15 protein-coding genes are annotated in these 17,659 nt (G+C 68.1%); 8 read left to right on the forward strand and 7 right to left on the reverse strand.

Annotation, left to right across the window (positions count from 1 at the left end):
• Positions 1–239 precede the first annotated feature (239 nt).
• Positions 240–1,058: a sulfurtransferase gene (locus tag DBO33_RS07690; RefSeq protein ID WP_107654404.1), complete on the forward strand. Its 819-nt coding sequence runs from the start codon at positions 240–242 to the stop codon at positions 1,056–1,058.
• A 2-nt stretch (positions 1,059–1,060) separates the two neighbouring features.
• Here the strand turns inward: DBO33_RS07690 and DBO33_RS07695 are convergent, their stop codons facing one another.
• Both DBO33_RS07695 and DBO33_RS07700 read right to left on the reverse strand, forming a co-directional pair.
• Entirely contained in the window at positions 1,061–1,759 is a 699-nt protein-coding gene (locus tag DBO33_RS07695) for an HNH endonuclease family protein (RefSeq protein ID WP_107654405.1), read from the reverse strand.
• A gap of 79 nt (positions 1,760–1,838) precedes the next feature.
• Positions 1,839–2,201, reverse strand: coding sequence for a hypothetical protein (locus tag DBO33_RS07700; RefSeq protein ID WP_107654406.1), 363 nt, complete (start codon positions 2,199–2,201; stop codon positions 1,839–1,841).
• A gap of 115 nt (positions 2,202–2,316) precedes the next feature.
• Here DBO33_RS07700 and DBO33_RS07705 point away from each other — a divergent pair, with 115 nt between their 5' ends.
• Both DBO33_RS07705 and DBO33_RS07710 read left to right on the forward strand, forming a co-directional pair.
• Positions 2,317–5,238, forward strand: a complete 2,922-nt coding sequence (locus DBO33_RS07705; RefSeq protein ID WP_107654407.1) for a DEAD/DEAH box helicase — start codon at positions 2,317–2,319, stop codon at positions 5,236–5,238.
• Positions 5,235–6,002, forward strand: coding sequence for an SWIM zinc finger family protein (locus DBO33_RS07710; protein WP_107654408.1), 768 nt, complete (start codon positions 5,235–5,237; stop codon positions 6,000–6,002). Before DBO33_RS07705 ends, DBO33_RS07710 begins: the two co-directional genes overlap by 4 nt.
• Before the next feature lie 194 nt (positions 6,003–6,196).
• On the opposite strand, the gene DBO33_RS07715 is transcribed toward DBO33_RS07710, so the two are convergent.
• Positions 6,197–6,670 carry an LIC_13387 family protein gene (locus DBO33_RS07715; protein WP_107654409.1) on the reverse strand — a complete coding sequence of 158 codons (474 nt, stop codon included), beginning with the start codon at positions 6,668–6,670 and terminating at the stop codon, positions 6,197–6,199.
• Positions 6,671–6,737: 67 nt separating this feature from the next.
• Between DBO33_RS07715 and DBO33_RS07720 the strand changes: the two genes are divergently transcribed.
• Both DBO33_RS07720 and DBO33_RS07725 read left to right on the forward strand, forming a co-directional pair.
• A complete protein-coding gene (locus DBO33_RS07720) occupies positions 6,738–7,265 on the forward strand; it encodes a TetR/AcrR family transcriptional regulator (RefSeq protein ID WP_107654410.1) in 528 nt (175 codons plus the stop codon).
• Between the two features lie 40 nt (positions 7,266–7,305).
• Positions 7,306–8,130, forward strand: a complete 825-nt coding sequence (locus DBO33_RS07725; protein WP_107654411.1) for a helical backbone metal receptor — start codon at positions 7,306–7,308, stop codon at positions 8,128–8,130.
• Here the strand turns inward: DBO33_RS07725 and DBO33_RS07730 are convergent.
• Together DBO33_RS07730 and DBO33_RS07735 are read right to left on the reverse strand one after the other, a co-directional pair.
• Entirely contained in the window at positions 8,115–8,522 is a 408-nt protein-coding gene (locus tag DBO33_RS07730) for a DUF3224 domain-containing protein (protein WP_107654412.1), read from the reverse strand. The genes DBO33_RS07725 and DBO33_RS07730 overlap by 16 nt on opposite strands.
• Before the next feature lie 41 nt (positions 8,523–8,563).
• Entirely contained in the window at positions 8,564–10,057 is a 1,494-nt protein-coding gene (locus tag DBO33_RS07735) for a flavin-containing monooxygenase (RefSeq protein WP_107654413.1), read from the reverse strand.
• A gap of 144 nt (positions 10,058–10,201) precedes the next feature.
• Between DBO33_RS07735 and DBO33_RS07740 the strand changes: the two genes are divergently transcribed.
• On the forward strand, positions 10,202–10,858 hold the full coding sequence (locus DBO33_RS07740; RefSeq protein ID WP_107654414.1) for a TetR/AcrR family transcriptional regulator: 657 nt from the start codon (positions 10,202–10,204) through the stop codon (positions 10,856–10,858).
• 47 nt (positions 10,859–10,905) lie between these two features.
• On the opposite strand, the gene DBO33_RS07745 is transcribed toward DBO33_RS07740, so the two are convergent.
• Together DBO33_RS07745 and icmF are read right to left on the reverse strand one after the other, a co-directional pair.
• Entirely contained in the window at positions 10,906–11,988 is a 1,083-nt protein-coding gene (locus DBO33_RS07745) for an amidohydrolase family protein (protein ID WP_107654415.1), read from the reverse strand.
• Positions 11,989–12,136: 148 nt separating this feature from the next.
• Positions 12,137–15,355: a fused isobutyryl-CoA mutase/GTPase IcmF gene (icmF, locus tag DBO33_RS07750; protein WP_107654416.1), complete on the reverse strand. Its 3,219-nt coding sequence runs from the start codon at positions 15,353–15,355 to the stop codon at positions 12,137–12,139.
• 234 nt (positions 15,356–15,589) lie between these two features.
• On the opposite strand from icmF, the gene DBO33_RS07755 reads away from it, so the two are divergent.
• Positions 15,590–16,612 carry a hypothetical protein gene (locus DBO33_RS07755; RefSeq protein WP_199856548.1) on the forward strand — a complete coding sequence of 341 codons (1,023 nt, stop codon included), beginning with the start codon at positions 15,590–15,592 and terminating at the stop codon, positions 16,610–16,612.
• Positions 16,609–17,652 (forward strand): hypothetical protein, encoded by a 1,044-nt coding sequence (locus tag DBO33_RS07765; protein ID WP_107654417.1) that lies wholly within the window; start codon positions 16,609–16,611, stop codon positions 17,650–17,652. Before DBO33_RS07755 ends, DBO33_RS07765 begins: the two co-directional genes overlap by 4 nt.
• The last annotated feature ends 7 nt before the right edge of the window (positions 17,653–17,659 follow it).

Here is a 17,659-nt window from a genome sequence, read left to right on the forward strand (position 1 = left end):
GGACTGCTCCGTCACGGGCCAGTCGGCCGAAACTGGACCGAATTGCCGAACAGTCGCCACTAGGCCCTGTGCCGACGTCCCATCCGGCCGGACTTCGGCACAGGGCCTACGACGACACGCCGTACCCGCGCCGTCCTACCGGTGAGTAGCGCTGGGGTGCAGCCACATTGCCCAGTTCAGATGCGTAGTCTGAGGGGTATTCGGTGCGCGAGGGTGCGATTACTGGACTAGGAGCTGGGTTGAGCGCGGTACTGATCTCGCCGGAAGAGCTTCGGGAAGTGTTGTCGGACAAGCGGGTTCGCCTGCTGGATGTTCGATGGGCGCTGGGGGACCCGGACGGCCCGCAACATTATCTGAACGGCCACATCCCCGGCGCGGTGTTCGTCGACATGGAAACCGAGCTGGCCGCGCCGCCGTCGCCCACCCGCGGCAGGCACCCGCTGCCGGATATCGGGCAGCTGCAGAAGTGTGCGCGCAGTTGGGGCATCTGCCAGGACGATCCGGTGGTCGTCTACGACGCGACCGGCGGCATGGCGGCCGCCCGCGCCTGGTGGCTGCTGCGCTGGGCGGGCATCGCCGACGTGCGCATCCTCGACGGTGGACTGCCCGGCTGGACCAACGCGGGCGGCGAACTCGCCACCGGCACCGAACCGGACCCGGAACCCGGCGATGTCGAGCTCAGCCCGGGCCACCTGAAGGTCATCGATGCCGACGCGGCCGCCCGCTGGCGCGGCGTGCTGCTCGACGCCCGCGCGGGCGAGCGCTACCGCGGCGAGGTCGAGCCGATCGATCCGCGCGCAGGGCACATCCCCGGCGCCATCAGCGCCCCCACCGCCGAAAACCTGGACGCCAACGGACATTTCCGCGACCCGGCCGAATTGCGTGACCGCTTCGCCGGATTCACCGCCGAACCGGTCGCGGTGTACTGCGGCTCCGGCGTCACCGCGGCCCACCAGGTGGCGGCGCTGGCCGTCGTCGGCATCGACGCGGCGCTGTATCCGGGTTCCTGGTCGCAGTGGTCGAACGACCCGAAGCGGCCCGTCGCGACCGGCAGCTGAGCTCAGGGACAGGTCCGCGCGACACCCTGCAACGCCATGTTGTCGGCCGCGGTCAACGGTAGGTCGTAGCGCGCGGCGGCGGCGAGGTACTTGCCCGCGAAGAAGCAGTGGTTGGCGCGGGCCGGTGGCAGCCACTCGGCGGGCGTCTTGTCGCCCTTGGCCTGGTTGGTGCGTCCCTCGGTGGCGAGCAGGTTGACCTCGACGTCGTTGGCGAAGCGGACGCGGCGCTCCAGCGGCCAGTGGGCGGCACCCAGATCCCACGCGGCGGCCAGCGAGTACACGTGGTCGATCTGCACGTCGTTGGCGTCGGCCTTGTCGAAGCGGATCTGCTTGCCGGTGTACGGGTCGTTCAAGAGGCCGCCGACGACCACGCAGTCGCGGGTGCCCGGCCGGAAACGCACCTCGGCGAGCTGCAACGCCAGCACGTTGTTGCGGGTGTCGCAGCCGTCGTGCCCGCCGGGGGCGTCGTTGTCGTCGGTCCAGGCGGGCCCGAACACGCAGCCCTGTCCCGGTTTGCAGCCACGGTCGTAACCGCCGGGGTGCGGCCGGTCCGGCACCACCCGCACGGCGGCGAGCAGCTGCTCCAACTCCACCCGCGTCGGACTGCCGGGCGCGGGCGCAACCGGCGCCACGCCGAGCTGGTCGCAGCCGACGGCGCACAGCACGACGAGCACGCCGAGCAGCCAACGCCGAAGGTCCATGGCGCCAGCTGTACACGGATGGACCGACATTCGTAGAACCCGTAGCGAGAGCAGTTGTCAGGAACGGCGCAGAACAACCTCACAACCAGGCGCGGGCGAGCAGGTCGTCGTCGGCGACCTCGCTTGCCCGCGGTGGGAACCGGGTGGCCGAAATCGACTCGGCGTTCGCGCCGTCGTGCCCGATCAGCCACGAGCCGCCGCGCTCCTCGCACTCGGCGAGCTTGGCGAAGGTGGCGAGCAGGAAGGTGATGGCCTCGTTCGGGTCGAGGGTTCGGGCCAGGCGCTGTGATTCACCGGGGCGGGACAGGTCCAGCCACACGCCTGACTGACCGTCGAGCCGCATGCCGACCATCTTCTCGGCGTTGATGAAGGTGAATTTGCGCCGCTCCCACGGCGTCGTCGGCGTGAAGCTCTGCTCGAGTACCTGGAGCAGAATCGTCATGATTGCCTCCGTTGACCAGCGGATATTCAAGTATGTTCCGCCGCGCCGCAGAAAGCCAGAGCACCGCGATCGCGGTGGGTGCGCCGGTGTCGGACCCACCTGCTTGGATGGGCTGATGCTGCACGGTCTGTGGTCGCCGGGCTCCGGGTTGCTGCTCTGGCACGACGCCCCCCTCGCCGCGCTGCCCGACCCGTTGGGCAGCGTCTTGAGCGCGTCGAAATTCCGGCACCGGGCAGACGTGCTGGTCATCGAGCCGGACGGCACGGCGACCGAGCAGGTCCGCGCGCACGCGATGGCGCCCGCGGCCGCGGCGGCGGCGTTGCGGCAGCGACTTCCGGCCGAGGCGGTGGCCGGCGATCTGCGTTTCCTCGCACACGTCGCGCGCGGCGTCGAACGCTGGGTCCGGGCCGGGCGGATCGTGCCGGAACTGCGCCGCGCCGACGGCCAGTGGTGGGTGCGCTGGCGTCTGGTCGGCGGCGAGCGGCAGCGCGCCTGGCTGGCCGAGTTGGCGGTGGCCATGCCCGCCGCGCTGCGGGTGGCCGGCCGGCCCAACGCGGTGCTCGACGATCTGGTCACCGAGCTCACCGACCCGATCGCCCGATCCATGATCGACCAGTCCGACTCGGTGCATCCGCTGGTCGACGCGCTCGTGCGCGACATCCCTCTGGACGCGGGCAGCTACCGGGTGGCCGAGACGCTGGAGCACTGGCGGGCCACCCTGACCGGCGACGAGCCGGAACTGGTGCTGCGCCTGCTGGAGCCGGACGGCGACCTCGGCACCACCGACGAATCGGTGGCGCTGTGGCGGCTGGAGGTCTGCCTGCGTATCGACGGAGAAGCGCCGAACCCTGTTCAATTGCAAGGTGATCCGGATCTGCTCCGGGTCGCCGTCGAGCAGCTCGGCGAGGCGCAGCGGGCGTACCCCCGGCTGCGCGACCTGCCGAGCGATCCGCGCTCGATGGACCTGCTGCTGCCGACCGAGGTCGTCGTCGACCTGGTCGAGCACGGCGCGCACGCCCTGCAGGCCGCCGGCGTTCGACTGCTGCTGCCGCGCGCCTGGAACGTCAGCGCCCCGACCATGCGGCTGCGCGTGGAGAGTGCGGTGCCCGCCGCCGAAAGCACCGTCGGCATGCCGGGACTCGTCTCCTACCGCTGGGAACTCGCGCTCGGCGACACCGTGCTGACCAAGGCGGAGATGGAGCGGCTGGTCCGCAGCAAGTCGGATCTGGTGCAGCTGCGCGGTGATTGGGTGCAAGCCGACCACAAGGTGCTGGCCGCCGCCGCCCGCTACGTGGCCGCGCACACCGACACCTCCGAGATCACCTTCGCCGACCTGATCGGCGAACTCGCGGGCGGCCGGGTGGAGCAGGTACCGGTCACCGAGGTCACCGCCACCGGGTGGGCCGCCGACATCCTGGATCGCACCCGCGAACTCGAGCCGATCGCCCCGCCGGTCGGACTGAAGGCGCAGCTCCGGCCCTACCAGGAACGCGGTCTTGCGTGGCTGGTCACCATGAGCCGTATGGGTTTCGGCGCGATCCTGGCCGACGACATGGGGCTCGGCAAGACCGTTCAGGTGCTCGCGTTGCTGGTGCACGAGCGCGAGGCGGCGAACGCGCGGGACCCGCGGACTACGAAGCCGAGCCGCAAGTCGACCGCGGCGAAGGCAGCGGATGGCGCGGTGGTGCTGTCGCTGGCTGCCGCGCGGCGACGCAAGGCCGCCGGCGATTCCGGCGGTGGTATGCCGGGGCCCACGCTGCTGGTGTGCCCGATGTCGGTGGTCGGCAACTGGCAGCGCGAGACCGAGCGTTTCGCCCCGGACCTGCGCGTGTGGGTGCACCACGGGGTCGGCCGGCGCTCCGGTGCGGAGCTCGACGCTGCGGTGGCCGAGTCCGATCTGGTGATCACCACCTACTCGCTGCTCGCGCGAGACCTCGACGAGCTGAAGCGGCAGACTTGGGACCGGATCGTGCTCGACGAGGCGCAGCACATCAAGAACGCGGCGACCAGGCAGTCGCGTGCGGCGCGTTCGCTGCCCGCGCGACATCGGCTGGCGCTCACCGGAACTCCGGTGGAGAACCGGCTGGAAGAACTGCGCTCGATCATGGACTTCGCGGTGCCGAAGGTGCTCGGCAGCCCGCAGACGTTCCGCGCCCGCTTCGCCGTGCCCATCGAACGCGAGCGGGACGAGAACGCCATCAGCAGGCTGCGGATGATCACCCAGCCGTTCGTGCTGCGCCGGGTGAAGACCGACCCGGCGGTGATCACCGATCTGCCGGACAAACTGGAGATGACGGTGCGCGCCAACCTGACCGTCGAGCAGGCCGCGCTGTACCAGGCGGTGGTCGACGACATGCTGGCCAAGATCAAGGACGCGAAAGGCATGGCGCGCAAGGGCGCCGTGCTCAGCGCGCTGACCAGGCTCAAGCAGGTGTGCAACCATCCGGCGCACTTCCTCGGCGACGGCTCCGGGGTGCTGCACCGCGGCAGCCATCGCTCCGGCAAACTCGCGCTGGTGGAGGACGTGCTGGACGCGGTGCTCGCCGACGGCGAGAAAGCGTTGCTGTTCACCCAGTTCCGCGAGTTCGGCGAGCTCATCGCGCCCTACCTGGTCGAGCGCTTCGGCACGGAGGTGCCGTTCCTGCACGGCGGGGTGCCCAAGCAGCGGCGCGACAGCATGGTCACCCGGTTCCAAGAGCCCGCGGGTCCGCCATTGATGTTGTTGTCGCTCAAGGCCGGTGGCACCGGGCTGAACCTGACCGCGGCCAATCATGTGGTGCACCTGGACCGCTGGTGGAATCCGGCGGTGGAGAACCAGGCCACCGACCGTGCGTACCGGATCGGGCAGCAGCGCAATGTGCAGGTGCGCAAGCTGGTCTGCGTCGACACCATCGAAGAGCGGATCGACGAAATGATCAACGGCAAAAGACAACTCGCCGATCTGGCCGTCGGTGCGGGGGAGAACTGGATCACCGAGTTGAGCACCGATGATCTGCGCGAGCTGTTCACGCTCGGGGCGGAGGCGGTCGGCGAATGAGTCCGTACATCGACTACAGCGAGTTCGGTAAGCGCCGTCCGGTGCGCGGCGGGGTCGAGGCGCGCAGCCGCCGTGGCGGTTTCGGGCGCACCTGGTGGGGCAAGGCGCTGATCGACGCGGTCGAGCAGATGGCCGACGCCGGGCGCATGTCGCGCGGGCGCACCTACGCGCGGGCCGGGCAGGTGGTGAGCTACCGAATCGAGCCGGGCGCGGTGACCGCGGAGGTGCAGGGCAGTCAGCCGCGTCCGTTCACCGCGGTGTTCACCGTCCGTCCGCTGCGCGAGGAGGAGATCGAGCTGCTCATCGAGACCATCCGCGACGCGCCGGGCATGCTCGCCGAGATCGCCTCCGGCGCACTGCCGACCGCGCTCGGCCCGCTGCTGCTGCCGACCACGGCCGCCGACCTGGACTTCACCTGTAGCTGCCCCGACCCGGGCTGGCCGTGCAAGCACGTCGCCGCGGTCTGCTACCTGCTCGCCGAACGGCTCGACGAGCGGCCCCGCGAGATCCTCGCGCTGCGCGGCCTCGACCTGGACACGCTCATCGGTGGTATCGAACGTGACCTGCGCGCCGTCGATTCCGACGATCCCTACGGCAACGAGGCTGTGCTGCCGGATCTACCCAAGATCGAATTCCGGCCGGCCCCCGACGATCTGGATCCGTTGCTGCTGCGCAAGGCGATGCGGATGACCTCGGCCGAGGAACCGATCGCCGCGGCGGGTCTGCGTGAGCTCACCGCGCTGTATCAAATGTTCGACAGCTGAGCGAGTTTGGTGAGCATCCGGCGTCGGGGCTTGCGGTTGCCTCCGGACTTTTCGGGGCGGGATCTGGTCCGGTTGCACGGGACCGGGACTTCCCGACACCGGATGCCTCACCAAGTCTGCGCGCATCGCCTCGGTCCCGGAACTGCCCGAGGGTTGCCCAGCCGCTGCCACTGCGGCCGTACCCGGGGCAGTGCTCAGGCCGTCCGACGATTCCCGCCGACCAACACCGCGACGAAGCACAGCGCGGCGAGCCCGGAGACCACGATGGCGGGTTCGGGGAAGTAGAGGCAGGCGATCCAGAATGTGCCGCCCGCCGCTGCCACGCAGACGCCGTTGAACAGCGACCATCGGGTGATCAGGCCTGGTGCACCGTGCGCCGCGGCGATCGCCAGCAGGCCGAAAAGCAGGCCGAGGAAGCCCATTCCGACGCTGTAGCCGGTGTTCAGGTCGAAGACGGAGAGCTGTCTGCCGCCGTCGAACATCGATCCGGTGACCTGCGCGGACATCACGTTGACGACCTCTTCGGCGGGACCGTCGTCGCCGTTGAAAACGTGTACCACCAGCAGATGGGCCAGGCCGACCAGACCGAGCAAGGTGGATCCGGCGAAATGGACCGGCGTAGCCCAGCGGACGGGCTGACTGGTGGACGAGGGTGTTATCGCGGTCATCGCGACCTCCGTAACTCGTGCCAACGTTCTGGAAACAGAACAAAACTTATGTTATAGGCTGGGCGCTATGGCAGGCAAGAGTTCGTGGCTGGAATCCGGGCTGGTGATCCTAGGTACGGCGGGCCCTGCCGGGCTCACGATCGACAAGCTGGTGGCGGCGACCGGGCTGAGTACCGGGTCGTTCTATCACCACTTTTCGAGCATGGGCGGATACAAAGCGGCGCTGCTCGAGCACTTCGAGGAGGTGCAGACGACGCGCTATCTGCGTGAGGTGACGGCGGCCGCCCAACTCGATGCCAGGGAAAAGCTGGACCTGCTCTTGGATCTGGTGTTGCGGGACGAGGGGCCGGCCACGTTGGAAACGGCGATACGCTCGTGGGCGATCGACGATCCGCTCGCGGCCGAAGTCAAGGAGCGCATCGATGCGGCTCGGCTGGACTTCCTGCGAACTCTGCTGGGGGAGAGTGGATATGGTGCGGACGACGCGCGGCAGCTCGCGCAGTTGCTCTATCTGCTGGTACTCGGCGCGGGCAGCATGATCCCCGCGGTGTCGCCGGAGGAACTGCGAGTGCTGGCTCGGCGGGTGTTGACGTGAGTGCGCGGCGAATGTCGCTTCTGGTGCTGGGTGGCCCTTCGTGAGCGGCGAGTCGACCGGCGCCGGAAGGACAAGGGCGGCAACGCTTACCGACGATCTAGGCACTGCGGTGGAAATTGCCCGCCCGCCCCGGCGGGTAGTGTCGCTGGTGCCCTCGTTGACCGAGGCCGTCGCGGTTTCCTGTCCGGAGATTCTGCTCGCCGCGACCGAATGGTGCACGCACCCAGCCGATCTCGCCGTCGAACGGGTACGCGGTACCAAGAACCCGAATGTACGCCGCATCATCGAACTCGCACCTGATCTGGTGCTGTGCAATATGGAAGAGAACCGGCAGATCGATGTCGGCCGACTGCGCACGGCCGGAATTCCGGTGTGGGTGACCAGAATCGAAACCGTGGACGAGGCACTCACCTCGCTGGCGCGCCTGTTCACCGGTGCCCTCGGTGTCGATGTCCCGCCTTGGCTCACCACGGCCGAATCCGTCTGGGCGCCACCGCCGCCCACCCCACCGCGCAATGCGGTGATCCCCATCTGGCGCAATCCGTGGATGGCGGTGGGCCGCAACACTTTCACCGGCGATCTGGCGGCCCGCCTCGGGCTGCGCCTGGTGCACGCCGACCGCCCGGACCGCTACCCTCGCCTCACCGAGGACGAGTTGTCCACCGGCATCGAGCTCGCCGTGCTACCCGACGAGCCGTACGTCTTCACCAGAGCCGATGGCCCCGACGCGTTCCCGGGCATCCCGGTGGCGCTGGTCGAGGGCCGCAGCCTCACCTGGTACGGCCCATCCTTGGCCACCGCGCGGGAAACCCTCACCCGGCAACTGGCGGCGACCTTCCTCGGCGGAGCTCAGCCGAGCTCGTAGTCGAACCAGATGTGGTGCCTGCCGTCCGCGTCCACGCTCAGGCCGCCGGTGCCGGTGATGCCCGCCAGGGCGCCGGTGCCGCTGGTGGGGACGATGGTGAAGAACTCGGCGGTCCGGTCGGTGCCCGAGGTCGTCGCCGAATGGGCGAAGTTGAAGCTGCCTGCGTTGCCGTTCAGCGCACCCTCGAACGACTCCATCGCCACGTAGGTTCCGGTCCCGCTGTCCTGATCGAAGGCCGCAGTGAACAGGGTTGCCGCGCGGCCGGTGATCTCGCCTTCGAATTCCTTCACGATATGCGCGACGCCGACCGGCAGCGCGGTGCCGATGGGCGGATCGGGGACCACCTCGGTCGGGACGAACGAGGTGACGGAGAAGGTGCCGGTGGCTTTCATGCGCGCGATCGTAGCGACGGGCACCGACAATTCTCCGGCCGCTACGCCGACGTCGCGAACCGGTAATCGGACAGGTCGAAATGCCCACTGCGCCAGGCAGCCTCGACCGTGGTCGACGGCCGCAACGGCACATCGCCGTGCTTGTCGAAGTAGTAGCTGTTGGACACCGCGCAGCTGTCCTGCCAGAACACCTGTCCACCGCGCCGGTCGAGCATCTCCTGGAAGAAGCGGTCGTTGGCCTCGCGGGTGACCTCGACGATCGTCGCGTTGCCCGCGCGGGCGTGCCGCAGGCAGCGCAGGATGTGCCTGGTCTGGTTCTCGATCAGCGCGAAGTAGGACGAGCCGTTGTAGCCGTACGGTCCGATGATGGAGAAGAAGTTCGGGAAGCCGGGCACGCTCACGCCCTCATAGGCCTGCAGCCGGTTCTCGTCCCACCACTTCTCCAGGTCCAGCCCGCCGATGCCGCGCAGGTCGTAAGTCGGCATGTTGCCGGATTCCATCACCTTGAAGCCGGTCGCCAGAATCAGTACGTCGACCGGGTAGTCGGTGCCGCTGGCCGTGCGCACGCCGGTGCTGGTGATCTGTTCGATCGGGTCGGTCTCCAGCACCACATTGTCGCGGTTGAACGTGGCCAGATAGTCGTTCGAGAAGCTCGGTCGCTTGCAGCCCAATGCGTAACGCGGCGTGAGCTTTTCGCGGATCGCCGGATCGTGCACCTGGTTGCAGAGGTGGGTGAGGCCCGCGCGTTCGCCGAGCGCGGCCGTCGGCAACTTCGTGTGATAGTGCGCGGCGATCGGGAAGGTGATCTCCACATAGGTCTGGCTGATCAATCGGGTCAGCGACCGGGCGCCGGGCACCCGCAGTGCCCACTGCACCGGTTTGGGCAGCGGCAGATCCAGTCGAGGCAGACACCAGATGGGCGTGCGCTGGAATACGACGAGCTGCTCGACCTCCGGCGCGGTCTCCGGAATCACCTGTACCGCAGACGCTCCCGTGCCGATGATCGCGACTCGCTTGCCGCGCAGGTCTTGCTGGTGGTCCCAGCGCGAGGTGTGCATGGTGACGCCGGCGAAGTCGTCGACTCCCGGGATCTCGGGCAGTTTGGGCCGGGTCAGCACGCCGGTGGCGCTGATGACGAAGCGCGCGGTCAGCTCGTCACCGCTCGCGGTGTGCAGCCGCCAGCGGCAGCCGTCCTCGTCGAACTCGGCCTCGGTGATGGTGGTATCGAACCGGATTCGTGGTCGCAGCTGGTACTTGTCCACGCACGATTCGGCATACGCCTTCAGCTCCCGCCCCGGCGCGTAGGTCCGGGACCAGCTGGCGCGCTGCTCGAAGGAGAACTGATAGCTGAACGACGGAATGTCCACGGCGATACCGGGATAGGTGTTCCAGTGCCAGGTGCCGCCGACGCCGTCGGCCTCGTCGACGATGAGGAAGTCGTCGAATCCGGCCTCCTGCAACTTGATCGCGGCGCCGATTCCGGAGAATCCCGCCCCCACGATGATCACCTCATGGTCGATCCCGGTGCCGTTCATGACCCCGCCTCGCCGGTGCTCGGTTCCCTCATACCGACAGGGTTCTGCGTCACGATTCGCTCGGTCATGCCACCTCCATGTGCCACGAAGCCAATTGGCCGCACGTGCCACCAATTAGGCGCGCGGTCCGGTAGTTTGTCAACCATGACCCTGCGCGTACCGGCCCGGACCTGGGGTGGGCGCACCGCCGAGCAGCGGAGCGCCGAACGACGCGCGCGGCTGATCGATGCGGCCCTCGACATCTGGCTCGAAAACGGTTGGGCGGCCGTGACAATGCGCGGCGTCTGCCAGCGCACCGCACTCAACGACCGCTACTTTTACGAGCATTTCGCCGACCGCGACGCCTTGCTCGGCGTTGCCTGGGACGCCGTATGCACCGAGGTCTTCGCCGACCTGGCCGCGATCGTCACCGAACACGGCGCGCAACCCCCACTGGACATCCTGCGCGCGGCCGTGACCCGCGCGGTGCGCCTGCAATCCGACGACAACGGACGCGCCCGCATCCTCTTGGCCGACCACGCCGGCAGCGCCGTGCTCGAGCAGCGCCGCAAAACCATGCTCACCGACGCCACCGACCTGCTCGTCGCCACATCAAGTCCATACCTGCGCCTGGACGCCGACGAGCTCGAGTTCCGGATGAGCACCCTCGTCGGCATCGGCGGTTTCATCGAACTGCTCACCGCGTGGCGCACCGGCACGATGAACATCGACGGCAACCACATCATCGACCATGTCTGCCGTCTCGGCGCCTTGCTCGGTACGCAGTATCTGCCTGCGAACCTGATTCCTGATGCGGGATAAGGCTTTTTACTGCAGGTCGGTCAGGCTGTCGAGTTCAGCAAGGTGCGTTACGCGGCCGGGGCATTGATGCGATAGACGCGCCGCGCGGTATTCCGGAAGATGTGTTCCAGCTCCGGCTGACCGCCACCGTGCCCGGTGACCGCGGTGGCGACCGCTTCGATGCTGTCGGCGATGGTGGTAATCGGTTTGTCCACCGGGAAATTCGAGCCCCAGATCAGCCGGTCCGCGCCGAATGTGTCGAGCGCGTGCTCTATCAGCGGGTGAATACGGTCCACCAGCACCGGAACCGGGGTGGTCGTGCCGCGGGGCGGCACCGGATGTCCGAGGACCGGCATCATCAGCCCGCTCACCTTCGCAACCACATTCGGCTGTTCGGCGAGCGCGGACAGGTCGTCGCGCCAGCGCAGGAACAGTGCCCGCCGCACACTCGGGTTCGCTCCAGTGTGCTTGCCGACCGGCCCGAAAAGCCCTGCGGGAGTGGCGAGGTGGTTGAGCACGATCTGCACCTCGGGGAACCGCGCGGCCAGCGCCGTCACATCCGGCAGCGCATGCGAGTACACCCAGGCCTCGAAGCAGAGATCGCGCTCGGCCAGCAGCCCGAAGCCGTTCAGGAACTCCTTGGTGGTGAGCGCGCCCGCGTGCGGGGCATAGGGCAGCACATCCGGGTCGGGATGGTGTGCCACGTGCGCGCGCATGCCGCGCACCAGGGGTGCGGCGGCGAGGTGCGCGTCGAGCAGGGCCGCGAAGTCGGGTGCCGCGGGATCGGCACACCCGAGAATCGCACCGAGCTCGGGATTGTCGCCGCCGAATGGCAGCCGAGCCACCCACGCCGTCTCCTCGGCTTCGGCCAGCGCGCCCTTCCCGGTCCAGGCCACCTCGATATGCACGACCGCGTCGATCGGCTCGGTACCGGCATCCGCGCGATAATCCGCGGGCAGATATGGCCGGGCGAAAGCGGTCGGATCCCCGATGAATTCGCGATTCCGACGTGGCGCGAGACGTTTGGCGAGATCGATCGGTACCGGCAATATCCGCAGCAACCGCGCCGTCGAACTGAAGACGCGCGGTGTAGTGAACGGATCCCACTGGTGGATATGCGCGTCGATGATCCGAATACCCGGAAGACTCATATCCGTCGTCCCAACCGCACCGATGGCCCTGACCCGGCGATTGTCACACGCTGCCGCCGTGCCGGACCCGAATTCAGCGGGATCCGTACGTGCGGGGCGGCTTTGCTGTACGTCGCCGTTCAATGCGGGCGACTCCTGGGCACCCAGCTCAGACGTTGCGGCGGTATTGGCCGCCGACGGTGAAAAACGTGTCGGTGATCTGCTGCAGGGTGCAGACGCGGGCGGCGTCCATGAGTACCTCGAAGATGTTGTCGTCGGTGCGGGCGACGGCTTCCAGGCGGGCCAGGGCGGCGTGCGCGGGGTCGCGGTGCCGGTGCTGGAATTCGCGGACCCGGTTCAGCTGGGACTGCTTCTCGGCCTCGGTGCCGCGGGCCAGCTCGATGTCGTGTTTCGGCTCGCCGTGCGGGTTGCGGAAGGTGTTGACGCCGATGATGGGCAGCGAGCCGTCGTGCTTGCGGTGCTCGTACCGCATGGACTCGTCCTGGATCTTGCCGCGCTGATAGCCGGTTTCCATCGCGCCGAGCACGCCGCCGCGCTCGCTGATCCGGTCGAACTCCGAGAGCACCGCCTCTTCCACCAGGTCGGTGAGCTCATCGATGAGAAAACTGCCCTGCAGCGGGTTTTCGTTCACCGCGACGCCCCACTCGCGGTTGATGATCAGCTGAATGGCCAGCGCGCGGCGCACCGACTCCTCGGTGGGGGTGGTCACCGCCTCGTCGTAGGCGTTGGTGTGCAGGCTGTTGCAGTTGTCGTAGATGGCGATCAGCGCCTGCAGGGTGGTGCGAATGTCGTTGAAGCTCATCTCCTGTGCGTGCAGCGAACGGCCGGAGGTCTGGATGTGGTACTTCAGCTTCTGCGAACGATCGTTGGCGCCGTACCGATCACGCATGGCGATGGCCCAGATGCGGCGGGCGACCCGGCCGATCACCGAGTACTCGGGATCCATGCCGTTGGAGAAGAAGAACGACAGGTTCGGCGCGAAGTCATCGATCTTCATCCCGCGCGCGAGATACGCCTCCACATAGGTGAATCCGTTGGCGAGGGTGAAGGCGAGCTGGCTGATCGGGTTCGCGCCTGCTTCGGCGATGTGATATCCGGAGATGGAGACCGAGTAGAAATTGCGAACACCGTTGCGCACGAACCATTCCTGGATATCGGCCATCATGCGCAGGCTGAACTCGGTGGAGAAGATGCAGGTGTTCTGGCCCTGATCCTCTTTGAGGATGTCGGCCTGCACCGTGCCGCGCACCGTCGCCAAGGTCTTCGCCCGGATATCGGCGGCCTCGTCGGCGGTCGGCCGGCGTCCCTCGGCGGCCGAGAAGCGTTCCAGCGCTTGGTCTATCGCGGTATTGAGGAAGTAGGCCAGGATGGTGGGGGCGGGCCCGTTGATGGTCATCGACACCGAGGTCGTCGGCGCGGTCAGGTCGAAACCGTCGTACAGCGCCTGCATGTCGTCGAGCGACGCGATCGAGACGCCGGAGGTGCCGACCTTGCCGTAGATGTCGGGGCGTTCGGCGGGATCGTGGCCGTAGAGGGTGACCGAGTCGAACGCGGTGGACAGCCTTTTCGCGTCGGCATGCTCGCTGAGCACCTTGAAGCGCCGGTTGGTGCGGAACGGGTCGCCTTCACCGGCGAACATCCTGGCCGGGTCCTCGTTGTCCCGCTTGAACGGGAAGACGCCTGCGGTGAACGGGAAGCGACCGGGCAGGTTCTCCGCACGCAGGAAACGCAGCAGCTCACCGTGATCGGTGAACCGAGGCAATGCGACCCGCGGAATCGAGTTGCCGGACAAAGTCTCCCGGCGCAGCGGGGTACGGATCTCGCGGTCGCGCACCCGCACCACCTGCTCGTCGCCGCGGTAGGACTCGGCGAGCGCGGGCCACTCGGCGAGCAGCGCGGCGTTGTCGGCGGTCAGCTCGGCACGCGCGGTCGCGGCCAAGTCGGCGACGGCCTGATCGTCGGGCAGTTCGGCGGCGACCTGTTCGATACGTTGAACCCGCTGTGCCGCAACGACTTGCGCGGCGGTGTTCGCATGGTAGTCGCGAACCGTCTCGGCGATCTCGGCCAGGTAGCGCACCCGGGCGGGCGGGATGATCTGCGCGAACCGGGTGGACACGCGGGTGTTCACCCGGGGCAGCGCCCCTTGCTCCAGCCGCAGGCCGCGTTCGGCCAGCAGCCCGGCCAGGTGCTGGTACAGCGCCGTGACACCGTCGTCGTTGAAAGTCGCCGCGCTGGTGCCGAATACCGGCATATCCTCCGGTGCCGCGCTGAAATCCGCGCGATTGCGAATGAGCTGGCGGGACACGTCCCGCAACGCGTCGGCCGCGCCACGGCGCTCGAACTTGTTGATCGCTACCACATCCGCGAAATCCAGCATGTCGATCTTTTCGAGCTGGGAGGCGGCGCCGAACTCCGGAGTCATCACATACATGGACACGTCGACGTAGTCGGTCACCGCGGCGTCACCCTGGCCGATGCCCGGCGTCTCCAAGATCACCAGGTCGTATCCCGCTGCCTTGCAGGCGGTCACGATCAGGCCGATATTGTCCGGCAGTTCGCGCCCGCCCCTGGTGGCCAGCGAACGGAAGAAGATGTGGTCGCCGTCGAGGGCGTTCATCCGGATGCGGTCGCCGAGCAGCGCACCGCCGCCGCGGCGCCGGGTCGGATCGACCGCGAGAATCGCGACGCGCAGCTTGTCCTGCTGGTCCGACCGGAGCCTGCGCACCAATTCATCGGTGAGCGAGGACTTTCCGGAGCCACCCGTACCGGTGATGCCGAGTACCGGCACGGTGCGCGCGGCGGCGGCCTGGGTCAAGGTCTGCCGGTCGCTGTCGGTCAGGGTGTCCTGCTGGATACAGGTGATAGCGCGGGCCAGGGCGGCGCGCTCGCCGGCCAGCACCGCGTCCAGTACCGGTGGTTCGGTGGCGAGGTCGATATCGCAGGCGCGGATCAGCTGATTGATCATGCCGGGCAAGCCGAGTCGCTGTCCGTCCTCGGGGGAGAAAATCGTGACGCCGCATTCGGCGAGCCGCGCGATTTCCTCGGCGACGATCACGCCGCCGCCACCACCGAATATCCGGACGTGTTCCGCCCCGGCCTTTTTCAGCGCGTCGGCGAGATATTCGAAGTATTCGACATGACCGCCCTGATACGAACTGATCGCCACGCCTTGCGCGTCCTCGGTGAGCACCGCGTCCACCACTTCGCTGACGGCGCGGTTGTGACCGAGGTGAATCACCTCCGCGCCCTGCGCCTGCAGGATGCGCCGCATGATGTTGATCGCCGCGTCGTGCCCGTCGAACAGCGCGGCGGCGGTCACGAAACGGACGGGGTTGCTCGGCGTATGAAGCGCGCTGCTGTCGGCCACGGGAGTCCTCCGGCGAGTCCAGTTGGCGCCCGATACTAGGACGTCAAACTAATCCTACGGTGATGCCCATCACAGCGCCAGGTGCCACCCGGCCGGTCGATTCGACAAAGTTGGCTGCGGGGTTGCGCTCACCGTGAATGCAAAGGGCGACAGCGGGCCGCGCGCCGAGTTCCGATGGGACGCGATGCCCTAAATCCGAAATCCATCTGCACAAATCCACCAAAAGGACGATCCATGGGACGGAACTCTTATCGGCGCACCGCCGCGGTAGCCGCCCTCGGCCTGTCGATAGTGGCCGCGCCGTACGCACACGCCGAACCCGCACCGCTCAACGGTCTGTTCGCGCTGGCCCCCGGCGTCTGCTCGGGCGGCGCGGTAACCGGCAGCTTCTTCCGGATGATCCTGCCGACCGGCGACGCGGGCGGTCCCTACCTGGCCAACAGCGACTCGGCCTGCAGCGACCAGACGGTGACCACGCTGTCCGCGGGCAGCGACGGCGGCCTGGTCAGCGGGAGTTATCAGCCGCAGCCCGCCGTGGCGTTCGACGGTGCGGGCAATGCTCAGTCCGGCCGGGTCACCACGCCGGTCCGCTTCTACGGCGTAGATTTCGCCACCGCGACCAACCCCACCGACCCGCAGACCGGCGGTGGTACCGCGGTGCCGCAGTTGTTCTCCGATGGTGGGCAACTCTCCGGTGATCTGAGCAGTCTCGGGGTCACCTGGAACAACCAGGTGTTCAACCAGGGTGCGCCGAAACCGGGCGGCGGGCTGCCGGGCAAGACCAGTCCGGTGCGCGGCACCATCGATGGCGCGGGCAATTTCGTGATCGAGTGGACGAGTCAGATCGTCGGCGGTCCGTTCAACAACTTCACCGGGTTGTGGCATCTGGCCGGTCAGTATCGCGGCGGCAGTGTGCCGCAGGCGGCACCGGCGGCCGCACCGATCGCCGCTGCGCCCGGTGCTCCTGGGGCTGCTCCTGCGGCACCGGCGCCCGGTGCTCCTGCGGCGGCTGCTCCACCTGTTGCCGGAGCGCCGGCTGCTCCTGCTGCCGGAGCTCAGCCTCCGGTCGACGCCGCGGTGCCGGTGGCCCAGGCACAACCCGCGCGCACCGATCCGGTGCTCGCCTCGAAGACCGTCGAGGTCCCGCGCGGACAGCACGCTCCGGCGTGGGTGGTGCCGACGCTGTTCGTGGTCGCGGTCGCGGCGGCCGGGGTGTTCTTCAACGCGGACCGGATCGTCCGTCGGCAACGGCAGTGACCACCGTGTCGGGGCTGCCCGCCTATTCGGCGTTCGTCTCGAATCCCGAGGCCGCACCGCCGCGGCCGTTGCGGCGCTGGCCGTTCGTGCTGCTCATCGTGCTCGGCGCGCTGCTGGTCCTCGCCCCGATCGGCACCGGCATGTTTCCGCGAGCGGTCAAGGGGGAGGCGATGATCGACGCGTTCGAGCCCTACATGACGCGGTCGAGCATCGACGGCTACCGCCACGACCTGCAGGTGCTCGACGACGCCCGGACGAACGTCATCACGCTCCAGCAGCGCGGACAGCAGCCGGGCAGCTATGCGCGCGTCGACCAGTTCGTCCGCGACTACCCGGAGATCCTTTACCACATGTCCGGGATGATCGGCGCGATAGACGACAATCGGCACAACTACGAAAAGCTCGCCGCAGTACCACCTTTCGGCACCTTGCCGTGGCTGCTCGCGTTGCCCGGCGCGATTCTCGTCGGCGCCGGGGTGTTCGGCTTCCGTCGCGCGCAGCAGGGTAAGCAGGCGCTGGTCTGGCGCTCGACCGCGGCGCTCGCCGCCCTCGGGCTGATCGCGGTGCCGCTACTCGGCGGCCTGTTCCCGGCCTCGCCCGCGGCGCAACCGCTGCTCAACGACCTGGGCCCGATCCTCACCCACGACGAGGTCCGAAAGTTGCAGGGCTACTTCGTCACTCTTGTCGCGGCCGACGGCGAGCTCAACAGCCGATACACCGCGGACGTCCGGACGGCCCACCCGGAGGCCGACCTCACCGGCATCACCACCCTCGAAACCCGGTGGCAGCCAATGACTTCGCGCTTCGCCGCCCTCATCGGCGCGATGAACGACAACGTCCGAAACTTCGACGCCGTTGTCGCGCTGAACGACTCGACCCGCCCGCTCGGTTTCGGCGCGTTCCGTGGGCTGGGTTTCTGCTATCTGGTGCCGGGCATTTTCGCGCTCGCCGCCGCGGTGGAGGGCATTCGGCTGCCGGGGCGCGTGCCGGCCAAGCGCGCGGCACTGCGACCGAATCCCATTGGTGGTGCCCGGAAATGAGAACGCG

The organism is Nocardia suismassiliense, assembly GCF_900269665.1.
Classification (GTDB): domain Bacteria; phylum Actinomycetota; class Actinomycetes; order Mycobacteriales; family Mycobacteriaceae; genus Nocardia; species Nocardia suismassiliense.

What these genes read in the sequence shown, in the direction of transcription:
- DBO33_RS07745 (WP_107654415.1), bottom strand. Translation starts at nt 11,988, where the DNA reads ATGAGTCTTCCGGGTATTCGGATCATCGACGCGCATATCCACCAGTGG.
- DBO33_RS07740 (WP_107654414.1), top strand. Translation starts at nt 10,202, where the DNA reads ATGACCCTGCGCGTACCGGCCCGGACCTGGGGTGGGCGCACCGCCGAG.
- DBO33_RS07700 (WP_107654406.1), bottom strand. Translation starts at nt 2,201, where the DNA reads ATGACGATTCTGCTCCAGGTACTCGAGCAGAGCTTCACGCCGACGACG.
- DBO33_RS07730 (WP_107654412.1), bottom strand. Translation starts at nt 8,522, where the DNA reads ATGAAAGCCACCGGCACCTTCTCCGTCACCTCGTTCGTCCCGACCGAG.
- DBO33_RS07755 (WP_199856548.1), top strand. Translation starts at nt 15,590, where the DNA reads ATGGGACGGAACTCTTATCGGCGCACCGCCGCGGTAGCCGCCCTCGGC.
- DBO33_RS07720 (WP_107654410.1), top strand. Translation starts at nt 6,738, where the DNA reads ATGGCAGGCAAGAGTTCGTGGCTGGAATCCGGGCTGGTGATCCTAGGT.
- DBO33_RS07705 (WP_107654407.1), top strand. Translation starts at nt 2,317, where the DNA reads ATGCTGCACGGTCTGTGGTCGCCGGGCTCCGGGTTGCTGCTCTGGCAC.
- DBO33_RS07710 (WP_107654408.1), top strand. Translation starts at nt 5,235, where the DNA reads ATGAGTCCGTACATCGACTACAGCGAGTTCGGTAAGCGCCGTCCGGTG.
- DBO33_RS07735 (WP_107654413.1), bottom strand. Translation starts at nt 10,057, where the DNA reads ATGAACGGCACCGGGATCGACCATGAGGTGATCATCGTGGGGGCGGGA.
- DBO33_RS07715 (WP_107654409.1), bottom strand. Translation starts at nt 6,670, where the DNA reads ATGACCGCGATAACACCCTCGTCCACCAGTCAGCCCGTCCGCTGGGCT.
- DBO33_RS07695 (WP_107654405.1), bottom strand. Translation starts at nt 1,759, where the DNA reads ATGGACCTTCGGCGTTGGCTGCTCGGCGTGCTCGTCGTGCTGTGCGCC.